Raw genomic sequence first — 13151 nt, forward strand, 5'->3', positions numbered from 1 at the left:
AAATAACCAATTTTAAAATTGTTGTTTTTTAAATTAGCTTAATTATAACATTTACTTGTCTCGATTATAAATAGGCAACAAGATCAAGGAAAGAACACCGAATATAACGATGGAACTTATATTGGAAATCCATACAATCCAACCTAATGCCACGCCAACAGTTTTGGCAATTCCAAAAACCGATAATATCCCCGCAATTGCAGCAGGATAAGTACCAAAACCACTATTTGTGAACGCAAAGGTAAAACTACCTACTACAAAAGTAATAATAATAGTGCCTATCGAAATGTTAGATGTTTCTGGTAAAGCGTGCATTGCAGTGTAAAACGATAATATATATAAGCCCCAAATAAAAAATGTATGGAGAATAAAAGAACCCTTTTTTTTCATTTTCAAAATACTGAAAACACCTTCCTTTAATCCTATTATAAAATCTTTTAATCGCTTATTTATATTAGACTTCGAAAACCGGATATAAATAGGAACACTAATAATTATTAATAGAATTCCAGCAGCGAGCACATATAAAATGGAAGCTGGAATAGCTTCAAATATATAATCGTAAAGTATTTCGAATTTAATAATGAAGGCTAGAGCTGTAAAAAATAGTAAGAATAGTAAATCGACAATTCTTTCAGATATAATAGTACCAAATCCTTTTTGAAATGGCACATTTTCGTATTTATCTAAAATTACAGCCCTTGATACTTCCCCGCTTTTTGGAATAAATATATTCATTAGGTAAGCTACAGAAACAGCCATAAAGTTATTGGCAATTTTTGTTTTATACCCAATGGCCTCTAGCATAAAGCTCCACCGATATGCGCGTGAAAAGTGACTAAGGACACTCAGAAAAACTGAAAGTAATACAAATCCGTAATTTGCATCGGCAAAATACTTCTTCGTTTCAGCAATTTGTGTCGGTGTAAATGATTGGTATATATACCAAATTAGAAAAACCCCCAATCCTAAAGGAATGGCAATTTTCAAAAATTTTAAAAAGAAGCGATTCAATTTAACGCAAAAGATTGGTTGCCTCGTCTGGGAAAACCAATGCAGGTTTAAAAGCTTTTGCTTCTTCTATATCCATAATTGCGTAAGTAATTAAAATAAGGATATCGCCAGGAGCTACTCTTCTTGCAGCCGCTCCGTTTAAAGTGATTTCACCACTTTTTCTCGGGCCTGGAATTGCATAGGTTTCAAGACGTTCACCGTTATTATTATTTACAATTTGAACTTTTTCGCCTTCAATAATATTGGCGGCGTCCATTAAATCCTCGTCTATAGTGATGCTACCGATATAATTAAGATCGGCACCGGTAACTTTTACTCTATGGATTTTAGATTTTACTACGTGTATTTGCATTTTGCAAAGGTATTAATTTAATGACATATTATCTATTAACCTCACTTCTCCTGCGTATGCCGCTATAAAAGCCCTGTACTTTGCGCCATTGCTTATTTGCTCAGCTGTTTTAAGGGTTCCTTCATCGGCAATTTCAAAATATTCGAGATTTAAATGAGGGTTTTGCAAAAATCGTTCCGCAACTAATTCATTTAAAGCTGATATAGAAGTAGATGAGAAATTCTCTTTTACTTCATTTAAAACTTTATAAATTACTGAAGCTTCTTCAAATTGCTTTTCGGTTAGTCGTTTATTACGCGAACTCATTGCAAGACCATTGCTTTCTCTTAGAATTGGACACCCTACAATGTTTACTGGAAGATTTTCAATTTCAACTAATTTTCTAACTATTTGCAATTGTTGAAAATCTTTTTCCCCAAAATAAGCAGAATCTGGTTGTACAATTCTGAAGAATTTATCAAGAATAGTCCCTACTCCGTCAAAATGTCCTTTTCGATGTTTTCCTTCCATTTCATTTTCCAAACCATCAAAATCGTAGTTTTTCGATGAGACTGATTCGCTATAAAGGTCTGAAACCTCGGGTAGGTATATAATTAGTTCTTTATCTAAACTATGCAGTAGAGATATATCGTCCTCTGGAGTTCGAGGGTATTTATCAAGATCTGAACTATTGTTAAATTGAGTAGGGTTTACAAAAATGCTAATAACTACTACATCGTTTTCGTCCAAGGCTTTCTTTACTAACGAAATATGTCCTTCGTGCAATGCACCCATTGTCGGCACAAAACCTATTTTATTGTTTTCCCTAACAGGTGAAAGAGCTTGTACCAGTGATTGCTTGTGGGTATATATTGCCATAAAAAGGTTTTAAGAGCGGCAAAATTAATATATTAAAGACAATCTACATAAATTTTCGTAATTTTGCGTGTTTTTAAAAATCTCCTGTTTTAGGAAATAATTGCATTTAACACTTAAAATACCCTATAGATGAAAGATAAAAGAGTCTTGTATGTGTCTTCCGAAGTAATACCATATCTTCCTGAGACCGAGATTTCTTCAATGTCGTTTGAAGCTCCAAGAATGATTAACAACAGTGGCGGACAGATTAGAATTTTTATGCCTCGCTACGGCAATATTAATGAAAGAAGACATCAATTACACGAAGTAATTAGACTTTCTGGAATGAACCTAGTAATTAACGACTTAGATATGCCGTTAATTATTAAAGTAGCGTCAATACCAAAAGAGCGTATACAGGTTTATTTTATTGATAACGAAGATTACTTTAAAAGAAAAGCAACCTTTGCAGATGAGGAAGGAAATTTCTTTAAAGATAACGACGAACGTGCTATCTTTTTTGCAAAAGGAGTAATTGAAACGGTAAAGAAACTAAATTGGGCTCCAGATATTATTCACGTTCACGGTTGGATGGCTGCATTCTTACCATTATATCTGCGTAATTACTACGGAACTGAACCACTTTTTGAAAATAGTAAGATTGTAACTTCTGTGTACAATCAAGGATTTGATGGTGAGTTGGCTAAAAACACTATAGACAAAGTGAGGTTTGATGCTATTGATGATGAAGCAATTATGGGACTTGAGAATCCAACTTACGTTAATTTAATGAAGATTGCACTTGGTAATTCTGACGCCATCATCAAAGGTTCTGAAGAAATACCTGCAGAACTTGAAGAATATATTAACACTTTGGAAAAACCTGTGTTAAATTATCACAATATGGAGAATTTTTCCCAAGCGTATTTAGATTTTTACAGCGAGAAAGTATTAAAATAATTTCTTCAACATTCGCAATAATATTTGCGTCTTATAGTTTCAACCAAAAAACAATTAAAAAGAAACTGATGAAATGCCTATTTGCTATTTGCGGTATAAAAAGTGTAAACACTTTTGAATTAATAAACGCAAGCAATTTGCTTACAGGGTGTTTCTATTTATCAAATACTATTTGCAAATGAAAATTAAAAATTTGTTGCCCCTAGCCGGCACTATTTTATTTATAATTATTGGCTTATCTTCTTGTGAAAGCGATATAAGTACAATTGGTTCTGAAATACTTGGAGATGAAAGTCCGAATGGTATTTTGGATGAATCGCACACTGTAATTTCTTACAGCAAAAAACTTGGTCCATTACAAAGTAATAGACTTCCTGCCTACCAATTGGGAGTTTACAATGACCCTGTTTACGGCAAATCTACTGTAAACTTGCTATCGCAACTTACAATGGAAAAAAACAATCCAACGTTTGGTGATAGTGCTCGTGTAGATAGCGTTTTTGTGTATTTACCATATTTTAGTGAAGGAACAACTGTGGATAGTGTAACTACTTATGAGTTAGATTCAATCTACGGTATCAGTCCTATAAATGTGAATATTTATAAATCTAACTACTTCTTAAGAGAATATGATCCTGAAGCTGGTTTTCAAGAATTTCAAAATTACTATACCAATCAAGGTGCTGAATTTGAAAACTATATCGATACCGAATTAGGAAAAGTAGAACAATTCATTCCTACTAGAAATGGGTATATTTACAATGAAGGTACTGATGAAGAAGAAAAATTAGGTCCTGGATTACGCGTTAAATTAGACTCAACTTTTTTCCAAACTGCTATAATTGATATGGAAGGGAAAGAGGAGTTGCGAAACAACAATAACTTCAAAAATTATTTAAGAGGAATTTATTTTAAAGTAAACTCCCCTACTAATGATGGTAGTTTGTTTTTGTTTGATCAATCTAAAGCAAATGTCTCTATATTCTATAGTTATTACGATGAAGATAGTGAAGGAAGAAAAGACGATGTCTTTAAATTAAATTTTAATGGTATTAATGTTAATACCTTTGAAAACGAACTTCCTAGCCCTATACAAACAGCTGTAGATAATCCAAATACCGAAACAGGAAATGAAAACCTTTACATTCGTGGAGGTGATGGAATAATTTCTGTTGTAGAACTTTTTGGAAAAGATTTAGACAATAATGGTGTTGCCGATGAACTTGAATTACTTAGAAGTAAAAAATGGCTTGTTAATGAAGCAAACCTTGTTTTTTATGTAAATCAAGATATCGTATCAGGTGGTGCATCTGAACCAGAACGTATTATGATTTACGACCTAAAAAACAGCAACGTCTTAGTAGATTACACTTCCGACCCAACAAACGGTTTGGAGCCAATTGAGGCTTTTACCAATCATTTTGGAAGGTTAGAGCGCGGTACTGATGGAAATGGAAAATATTATAAATTAAAAATTACCGACCATATTAGTAACATTATAAATAAAGATAGTACAAACGTTCCTTTAGGAATTGTTGTATCTCAAAATGTTAAGAATAGAACAACTCAAAAATTAAAAGAAGCTATGGAACCTAGTATCGAAGAGGTGCCATCTAGTAGTGTTATTTCTCCTGAAGGAACCGTTATTTACGGAAATGCAACATCCAACCAAGAGAAAAAACTGAAACTTCAAATATATTATACAGAACCAAATTAAAATTCGACTATGTGTGGAATAGTAGGCTATATTGGCAAAAGAGAAGCATATCCGATAATTCTAAACGGTCTTAAGCGCTTAGAGTACAGAGGATACGATAGTGCAGGAATTGCACTTTATGACGGAAAAGATATCCAGCTTTGTAAAACTCAAGGTAAGGTTGCAGATTTAGAAGCAAAGGCTAAAACTGAGATAAATCGCGAAGGAAATGTTGGAATAGGACACACTCGTTGGGCAACTCACGGTGTTCCAAATGATATAAATAGCCATCCTCATTATTCAAATAATGGTGAATTGGTAATGATACATAATGGTATTATTGAGAATTACGCATCAATAAAAAAAGAATTGACAAATAGAGGGTACACTTTTAAGTCTGAAACAGACACAGAAGTTTTAGTTAATCTTATTGAAGATATTCAAAAACAAGAAAAAGTAAAACTTGGAAAAGCAGTTCAAATTGCACTTAACCAAGTAGTAGGAGCTTACGCTATTGCTGTTTTCGATATTAAAAAACCAAACGAAATTGTTGTAGCAAAACTAGGTAGCCCATTGGCTATAGGTGTTGGAGAAGATGAGTTTTTTATAGCTAGTGATGCTTCCCCATTTATCGAATTTACAAATAATGCTATTTATCTTGAAGATGAAGAGTTAGCTATTATTAGACTAGGGCGTGATGTAAAAATCAGAAAAATAAAAGACGATAAATTAGTTGCTCCTTACATTCAAGAGCTTCAGTTAAATCTTGAACAAATTGAAAAAGGTGGGTTTGACCACTTTATGCTGAAGGAAATTTACGAACAACCTTCTGTTATTAAAGATACTTATCGTGGAAGACTCCTTGCCGACCAAGGTATTGTAAGGCTTGGCGGACTTGAAGACCATATCGAAAAGTTTTTAAATGCCGATAGAATTATTATTGTTGCATGTGGAACATCATGGCACGCTGGTTTAGTTGCGGAGTATATTTTTGAAGATTTAACACGTATTCCTGTTGAAGTAGAGTACGCATCAGAATTCCGTTATAGAAATCCGATTATTTCAGAAAAAGATGTTGTTATTGCTATTTCACAAAGTGGTGAAACAGCCGACACGCTTGCAGCTATTAAATTAGCAAAATCTAAAGGTGCTTTTGTTTTCGGTATTTGCAATGTTGTTGGTTCTACTATTTCAAGAGAAACGCATAGTGGTAGTTATACCCACGCCGGACCCGAAATTGGAGTTGCTTCAACTAAAGCATTTACAACTCAAATCACTGTTTTAACAATGATGGCTCTTCGCCTAGCAAAAGCCAAAGGAACCATTTCTAACAGTGCTTATATGCTTTATTTACGTGAATTGGAATTAATTCCAGATCAAGTTCAAGAAGCGTTATTAAGCGAGGATAAAATAAAAGAAATCTCTGCAGTGTTTAAAGACGCACGCAACTTCCTTTACTTAGGTAGAGGTTATAACTTCCCAGTGGCATTGGAAGGAGCGTTGAAGTTAAAAGAGATTTCATATATCCACGCCGAAGGATATCCTGCAGCCGAAATGAAACACGGCCCTATTGCTCTTATTGACGAGCATATGCCAGTTGTGGTAATCGCAATAAAGAGTGAGCATTACGAAAAAGTAGTGAGTAACATCCAAGAAATTAAAGCTAGAAAAGGAAAAATTATAGCTGTAGTTTCTAAAGGAGATACTGCGGTTAGAGATATGGCAGATTATGTAATTGAAGTGCCCCATACTCCAGAAGCATTAACACCGTTGGTTACTACAATTCCATTGCAGTTGCTTTCTTATCATATTGCAGTATTGCTAGATAAAAACGTAGATCAACCCCGTAACTTAGCCAAATCGGTTACTGTGGAATAAGTTTCGAACGAAACGAATAATACTTTAAAGACGAATTTTAGAAATGTTTCTAAGGTTCGTCTTTTTTAATTATAGATTATGTTGAATGTTTTAAACATCCTTGTATTTTTTTACTCCTGTTTCAAGTTGTCAATATAAAAGAAGTCGAGAATAAAACACTGAAAAAATTCAGTTCGAGCTATTATAAAAGATATCCTATTTCCAAAATAAATTTGATACTTTTAGTAAATGAAAGTAATCAATCTTATCTCGGGTCCGCGAAATCTTTCTACCGCCCTTATGTATTCGTTTGCACAACGAGAAGATATTTCTGTTTTAGACGAGCCTTTTTACGGTTACTATCTCGCTAACGCAGCATTGGAAAATGAGCATCCTTCTCAAAAAGAAATTCTACAAACTATGGAATTGAAAGAGGAAAAGGTGGTTGATGCTATAAACAAGCTTTCTAAAACCCAAAAGGTTTTTGTAAAAGGGATGGCACATCATTACCTAACAGACACACCACACTTTATATTGAATTGGGAAAATGTTATTCTTATTCGTCACCCAAAAAAATTGATTGCATCCTTTTCAAAAGTAATCCACACCCCTACTTTGAATGATATTGGAATAAAAAAAGCTTCAGAATTATTCTTATTTCTGAAGAACAATAAAAAGACTCCTACAGTTATTGATAGTGACGAACTTTTAAAAAATCCCGAAGCCTATCTAAGAAAACTTTGTAAATTACTGAAAATTCCTTTTTCTGAAAAAATGCTTCGATGGGAGAAAGGCAGCATTCCAGAAGATGGAATTTGGGCAAAACATTGGTATAAAAATGTTCACAACAGCGAAGGGTTTAGGCTTCAAAAAAGTAGTTCTCAGCCCTTACCCGAACATTTGAAACCGTTGCTAAAAGAGGCTTTGCCCTATTACGAAACTCTAAAAAATATTATTGTGAATAATACATAATTATTATGAATTCAAACCAATACTATAAGAATACCGAACCCGAATGGTTCATATATTTATAGCAAACATCATTGAAACCGCATCCGACCCCGATGGGGTCGTATAAATATCGGTTACTTTTTTCTATAAATATTTCATCCCTTCGGGATGAGGTGCTAAAAAAAATGTTTTAATTTAAAGGAAATCCTTTCTCGACATAACAACTCCATCAACTCATAATTTATAACTTCAATAAAATGCTTCAAAAATCTAACCCCAAAAACGACAACATTCAAGTATTTATAAAAGACAAGCTATACCCGCGAAGTGAAGCAAAAGTTTCAGTTTTTGACAGCTCGGTTCAAGGTGGTGATGCAGTTTGGGAAGGTTTACGCGTTTACCCTGAAGGAATAGTTTGTTTAGACAAACATTTAACTCGTTTACACGAATCGGCTAAAACCTTGGCCTTTGCAGATATTCCTTCAAAGGAATTCATCAAAAAGGCAATTAAGCAAACTCTCGATGCAAACGGAATGACCGATGATACTCATATTCGGTTAACGTTAACCCGAGGTGAAAAGATTACAAGCGGCATGGATCCTAGATTAAATCAGAGTGGTTCTTGTTTAATTGTTTTAGCAGAATGGAAACCTTTAGTATACGACAATGACCACGGAATAAAAGTAATTAGTACAAGTCAAAGAAGAAATTCGCCGCAATTTTTAGACAGTAAAATCCATCACAACAACTTACTTAATAACATAATTGCAAAAATTCAAGCTAATGTTGCAGGAAAAGATGCAGGTTTAATGCTGGACGATCGTGGATTTATAGCCGAATTAAATGGCAGCAATCTTTTTATGGTAAAAGATGGTAAAGTTTTTACTCCTTTCGCTCATGCCTGTTTACCTGGAATTACGAGAAACTCTGTAATTGAATTATGTAAAAAATACGAAATTGAAATTTCAGAAGCCGATATTACACTTTCACAGTTTTACAATGCCGATGGAGTAATTGCCACAGGGACTATGGGTGAATTGACACCTGTTGTTGAAATCGATGGCCGGATTATTCCTAAAGGGGACAAACTACAAAACAAGATAATCGATTTATTCACGAAGGAGGTTCGTAGACTTTGTGAAAAACTCGACTAACAATTTGAAAATTGCTTTAAAATAATTCTAAAGTTAAATGCAGAAACTTCTTCATAGAAACTGTTTTACGAATAGAATAAAAAAACGATTCTGCTGTTCCTTTATAAGATGTTCTAATTAACTGTTATGCAAAGAATTGTGTAGTTGTAATTTTTTTAAAAATTCCATTGCAATTATCATTCAGAAAAAACTATCTTTGCACCTGTTTAAAACAGGGCTGGTTTATTCAGCCTTAGATAACTATAAAATAAAGAGTTACTCATGTCACAAAGTACAGGAAAAGTTGCACAGATTATTGGCCCGGTAGTAGACGTTGCTTTTGAAAGCGGATCGGAACTTCCAAAAATATACGACTCGTTAGAGGTAAACAACCACGGGAACAAATTAGTTCTTGAGGTTCAATCACACATTGGTGAAAGTATGGTGCGTACCATTTCAATGGATTCTACAGACGGTTTAAGCCGTGGTGCTGAAGCTGTTGCTACAGGAGCGCCTATTCAAATGCCTATTGGTGATGAAGTATATGGCCGACTTTTTAACGTAATTGGTGATGCTATTGACGGTATTGGAAACTTGCCAAAAGCTGGCGATAACGGACTTCCAATTCACCGTGAAGCACCAAAATTTGAAGATCTTTCAACTTCTACTGAAGTTCTATTTACTGGTATTAAAGTAATTGACCTTATTGAGCCTTACGCAAAAGGTGGTAAAATTGGTCTATTCGGTGGTGCTGGTGTAGGAAAAACAGTACTTATTCAGGAGTTAATTAACAATATTGCAAAAGGACACGGTGGACTTTCAGTATTCGCTGGAGTAGGTGAGCGTACTCGTGAGGGTAACGACTTACTTCGTGAAATGCTTGAATCTGGAATTATCCGTTACGGTGACGATTTCATGAAGTCTATGGAAGAAGGTGGATGGGATCTTTCTAAAGTTGATAAAACTGCGATGAAAGAATCTAAAGCTACTTTCGTATTCGGACAGATGAACGAACCACCTGGAGCACGTGCACGTGTTGCGCTTTCAGGATTGACAATTGCTGAGTATTTCCGTGATGGAGCAGGAGAAGGACAAGGAAAAGACGTACTTTTCTTCGTAGATAACATTTTCCGTTTTACGCAAGCAGGTTCTGAGGTGTCTGCCCTTCTAGGTCGTATGCCTTCAGCGGTAGGTTATCAACCAACTTTGGCAACAGAGATGGGTGCTATGCAAGAGCGTATTACTTCAACAAAAAGAGGTTCTATTACTTCTGTACAGGCGGTTTACGTACCTGCGGATGACCTTACGGATCCAGCGCCGGCAACAACGTTCGCCCACTTGGATGCAACAACAGTACTTTCTCGTAAAATTGCTGAGCTTGGTATTTACCCTGCAGTAGATCCTTTAGATTCTACTTCAAGAATTCTTACAGAAGCTATTCTTGGAAAAGAACACTATGCTTGTGCACAAAGAGTAAAAGAGCTTTTACAGAGATATAAAGAATTACAAGATATCATCGCGATTCTTGGTATGGAAGAACTTTCAGAGGAAGATAAAATGGCAGTAGGACGCGCACGTCGTGTACAACGTTTCCTTTCTCAGCCTTTCCACGTAGCAGAGCAGTTTACTGGTATTCCTGGAGTTCTAGTTGATATTAAAGAAACAATTAAAGGTTTCAATATGATTATGGATGGAGAGTTAGACCACCTTCCAGAAGCAGCATTCAACCTTAAAGGAACTATCGAAGAAGCAATTGCAGCAGGAGAAAAAATGCTTGCGGAAGCTTAAAATAATTCAGAGTTAAGAATGCAGAATTCTGAATTATAAAACAGATTCTGAATTCATAATTCATAATTTATAATTGAAAAAATGTACTTAGAAATAGTAACCCCTGAAGCATCTTTAGTTGCTGGAGAAGTAGAAAGCGTAACCGTTCCTGGTGTGGAAGGTGAGTTTCAAATGCTTAACAATCACGCAGCTATTGTTTCTGTTTTACAAAAAGGAAAAGTAAAGTTTAGAGGAAACCCAACATTCGCGGAAGGTTTTCAAAAAAACTTTACTCAAGAAGACGGACAATGGGTACTTCATATTTCTGGAGGAACTGTTGAATGCAACAACAATAAAGTAATGGTATTGGCTGATTAGTTTCGGGACGATTTCAACTAAAAGGTCGAAATCACGCAACTTGCTTTTTAAGGCAATTTCCAAAATAAATAAAATCCCAAATTTCAGGTAACTGGAATTTGGGATTTTTAATTTCACACTAATAACCTATGTTAGACCTGTCAGGTTTTTAAAACCTGACAGGTCTTTTTCAATTTGATAATCTTTTCATTAGTATCCCTTAACCTCATAAAACCTCACAAATAGCACTTATAACCCTATGGAGCAGGGTTAGGAATATTGTTATGAACAGTATTAATCTCCTTCAAAATGCTTTTTGAAAGTGTAATATTTATACATTCAATATTTTCTGAGAGTTGCGCTAAGGAAGTTGCTCCTATAATCGGAGCTGTAACAAACTTCTTCTGAAGAATAAATGCTAGTGCTAAATGAGTAAAGCTTAAATCGTAATTTTTAGCGATTTCAAAATATTGTCTCGTTGCTTCCTTTGCATTATCACTGCTATAACGACTATACTGTTTAAATTGATTTATACGGGAATTTTCATTTGCTTTTCCCGTTAAATATTTCCCTGTAAGCGTACCAAAACCTAGAGGTGAATAAGGTAAATATCCAATATCTTCGCGATGAAGGATTTCGGAAAGCCCAATTTCATCTTTTCGATTCAGTAAATTAAAAGGGTTTTGAATTGTTGCAATTTTAATACTCCCTTTTCTAGCCTCTTCCATACAACGCATCACCCCATAAGGAGTTTCGTTTGAAAGTCCGATATGGCGGATTTTACCCTCTTTTACAAAACGCTCTAAATTGTAAAGTACTTCTGCGAAATTATCGCTCCAAGCTTCGTCTTCTTTATAGGTATAATCACGTTGCCCAAAATAATTAGTACTTCGCTCAGGCCAATGTAATTGATATAAATCTATAAAATCAGTTCGTAATCGCTTTAAACTGTTATTAATCGCTTCATCCAAAGATTTTCTACTAAAATCTAAAGGCAAACGAATATGATCCATGTTTCGGCTTGGCCCAGCAATCTTGGTTGCAATTACTATATCGTTTCTGTTTTTCTTCCTTGCTAACCAGTTTCCAATATAAGTTTCTGTTCTGCCTTGGGTCTTTGGATTGGCAGGAACTGGGTACATTTCGGCACAATCTATAAAGTTTATCCCTTTTTCGGTAGCAAAATCTAATTGTTGATGCGCTTCGGCCTCTGTATTCTGTTGCCCCCACGTCATCGTTCCAAGACAGAGTTTACTGATTTTTAAATTGGTATTTGGAAGCGTTGTGTATTTCATAGTATTGAATTTGATAATACTTGACAGGTTTACAAAATTTGTCAAACCTGACGCATTTTTAGAACTCTAACTCCACCAAATGCGGACAATGGTCACTGTGTTTAGCATCAGGCAAAATTACTGCTCGTTTTAAGTTGTCTTTTAAGGGTTCAGAGACCAAATTATAATCAATGCGCCAGCCTTTATTATTGTTTCTTGCATTTGCACGATAGCTCCACCAAGTATAATTATGTGGTTCTTTATTGAAATGTCTAAAACTGTCTATAAAACCGCTATTCATAAAATCGTCCAACCATTCTCTTTCTACAGGCAAGAAACCAGAAACGTTTTTATTTCTTACCGGGTCGTGAATATCAATTGCCTTGTGACAGACGTTATAATCGCCGCAAATAATCAAATTTGGGATTTCTTTTCTTAGGTCGTCGATATATTTTCGGAAATCATCCATATACGTGAGTTTGTGCTCTAAACGCTGAATATTTGTTCCACTTGGCAAATACAAACTCATTACAGAAATCTGCCCACCAGGAAGAGCAGGAGCATCAAAATCTACACGAATATTTCGCCCTTCGAAGTCCATATAATCAATTCCAGTTCCGTATTCTACATGATTGGGGATAATTTTAGAAAATATCGCAACGCCACTATACCCTTTTTTTTGAGCACTAAACCAATAGTGATAGGGATAACCAGCCTTTTCAATTTCCGCTACATCTACTTGATCAATATTAGCTTTAGTTTCCTGAATACAAACTACATCAGGATTTGCAGCTTTTAACCAATCGATAAATCCTTTTCGCATAGCTGCGCGAATTCCGTTTACGTTGTATGAGATTATTTTCATATAAAATGCCCTGATGTCGGGTATTTCTTTTGGGAGTTAAGTAATTATTTTAAGCTTGCAAGATAAATATCTCAACAGCTATTAACAA

The 13151-nt window shown here is 34.9% G+C and carries 12 protein-coding genes; 7 read left to right on the forward strand and 5 right to left on the reverse strand.

Going from position 1 to position 13151, the window contains the following annotated elements; translation table 11 throughout:
- Positions 1-51 precede the first annotated feature (51 nt).
- Genes FHP04_RS01865 through panC form a run of 3 tightly spaced genes read right to left on the reverse strand, consistent with a single transcriptional unit; the run spans position 52 to position 2224 of the window.
- Entirely contained in the window at positions 52-990 is a 939-nt protein-coding gene (locus tag FHP04_RS01865) for a lysylphosphatidylglycerol synthase transmembrane domain-containing protein (RefSeq protein ID WP_139854136.1), read from the reverse strand.
- Between the two features lie 25 nt (positions 991-1015).
- Positions 1016-1366, reverse strand: coding sequence for an aspartate 1-decarboxylase (panD, locus tag FHP04_RS01870; protein ID WP_139854137.1), 351 nt, complete (start codon positions 1364-1366; stop codon positions 1016-1018).
- A gap of 12 nt (positions 1367-1378) precedes the next feature.
- Positions 1379-2224, reverse strand: coding sequence for a pantoate--beta-alanine ligase (panC, locus tag FHP04_RS01875; protein WP_139854138.1), 846 nt, complete (start codon positions 2222-2224; stop codon positions 1379-1381).
- Between the two features lie 129 nt (positions 2225-2353).
- Here panC and FHP04_RS01880 point away from each other — a divergent pair, with 129 nt between their 5' ends.
- The 7 genes from FHP04_RS01880 (at position 2354) to FHP04_RS01910 (ending at position 10945) form a co-directional block, all read left to right on the forward strand.
- Positions 2354-3163, forward strand: coding sequence for a glycogen/starch synthase (locus FHP04_RS01880; protein ID WP_139854139.1), 810 nt, complete (start codon positions 2354-2356; stop codon positions 3161-3163).
- A gap of 178 nt (positions 3164-3341) precedes the next feature.
- A complete protein-coding gene (locus FHP04_RS01885) occupies positions 3342-4880 on the forward strand; it encodes a DUF4270 domain-containing protein (protein ID WP_139854140.1) in 1539 nt (512 codons plus the stop codon).
- 9 nt (positions 4881-4889) lie between these two features.
- On the forward strand, positions 4890-6737 hold the full coding sequence (gene glmS, locus FHP04_RS01890; protein ID WP_139854141.1) for a glutamine--fructose-6-phosphate transaminase (isomerizing): 1848 nt from the start codon (positions 4890-4892) through the stop codon (positions 6735-6737).
- A 228-nt stretch (positions 6738-6965) separates the two neighbouring features.
- Positions 6966-7688: a sulfotransferase-like domain-containing protein gene (locus FHP04_RS01895; protein ID WP_139854142.1), complete on the forward strand. Its 723-nt coding sequence runs from the start codon at positions 6966-6968 to the stop codon at positions 7686-7688.
- A gap of 236 nt (positions 7689-7924) precedes the next feature.
- Positions 7925-8821, forward strand: coding sequence for an aminotransferase class IV (locus FHP04_RS01900; RefSeq protein WP_139854143.1), 897 nt, complete (start codon positions 7925-7927; stop codon positions 8819-8821).
- Positions 8822-9082: 261 nt separating this feature from the next.
- Positions 9083-10588, forward strand: coding sequence for a F0F1 ATP synthase subunit beta (gene atpD / locus FHP04_RS01905; protein ID WP_139854144.1), 1506 nt, complete (start codon positions 9083-9085; stop codon positions 10586-10588).
- An 81-nt stretch (positions 10589-10669) separates the two neighbouring features.
- A complete protein-coding gene (locus FHP04_RS01910; protein ID WP_139854145.1) occupies positions 10670-10945 on the forward strand; it encodes a FoF1 ATP synthase subunit delta/epsilon in 276 nt (91 codons plus the stop codon).
- 236 nt (positions 10946-11181) lie between these two features.
- On the opposite strand, the gene FHP04_RS01915 is transcribed toward FHP04_RS01910, so the two are convergent.
- Both FHP04_RS01915 and FHP04_RS01920 read right to left on the reverse strand, forming a co-directional pair.
- A complete protein-coding gene (locus FHP04_RS01915) occupies positions 11182-12219 on the reverse strand; it encodes an aldo/keto reductase (protein ID WP_139854146.1) in 1038 nt (345 codons plus the stop codon).
- Positions 12220-12277: 58 nt separating this feature from the next.
- Entirely contained in the window at positions 12278-13063 is a 786-nt protein-coding gene (locus FHP04_RS01920; RefSeq protein WP_139854147.1) for an exodeoxyribonuclease III, read from the reverse strand.
- Positions 13064-13151 lie beyond the last annotated feature (88 nt).

The organism is Aequorivita sinensis, from assembly GCF_006346335.1.
GTDB lineage: Bacteria > Bacteroidota > Bacteroidia > Flavobacteriales > Flavobacteriaceae > Aequorivita > Aequorivita sinensis.

Coding starts and splice junctions, on each gene's coding strand:
- panD (WP_139854137.1), bottom strand. CDS start 1,366: ATGCAAATACACGTAGTAAAATCTAAAATCCATAGAGTAAAAGTTACC.
- panC (WP_139854138.1), bottom strand. CDS start 2,224: ATGGCAATATATACCCACAAGCAATCACTGGTACAAGCTCTTTCACCT.
- FHP04_RS01880 (WP_139854139.1), top strand. CDS start 2,354: ATGAAAGATAAAAGAGTCTTGTATGTGTCTTCCGAAGTAATACCATAT.
- FHP04_RS01885 (WP_139854140.1), top strand. CDS start 3,342: ATGAAAATTAAAAATTTGTTGCCCCTAGCCGGCACTATTTTATTTATA.
- glmS (WP_139854141.1), top strand. CDS start 4,890: ATGTGTGGAATAGTAGGCTATATTGGCAAAAGAGAAGCATATCCGATA.
- FHP04_RS01895 (WP_139854142.1), top strand. CDS start 6,966: ATGAAAGTAATCAATCTTATCTCGGGTCCGCGAAATCTTTCTACCGCC.
- FHP04_RS01900 (WP_139854143.1), top strand. CDS start 7,925: ATGCTTCAAAAATCTAACCCCAAAAACGACAACATTCAAGTATTTATA.
- atpD (WP_139854144.1), top strand. CDS start 9,083: ATGTCACAAAGTACAGGAAAAGTTGCACAGATTATTGGCCCGGTAGTA.
- FHP04_RS01910 (WP_139854145.1), top strand. CDS start 10,670: ATGTACTTAGAAATAGTAACCCCTGAAGCATCTTTAGTTGCTGGAGAA.
- FHP04_RS01915 (WP_139854146.1), bottom strand. CDS start 12,219: ATGAAATACACAACGCTTCCAAATACCAATTTAAAAATCAGTAAACTC.
- FHP04_RS01920 (WP_139854147.1), bottom strand. CDS start 13,063: ATGAAAATAATCTCATACAACGTAAACGGAATTCGCGCAGCTATGCGA.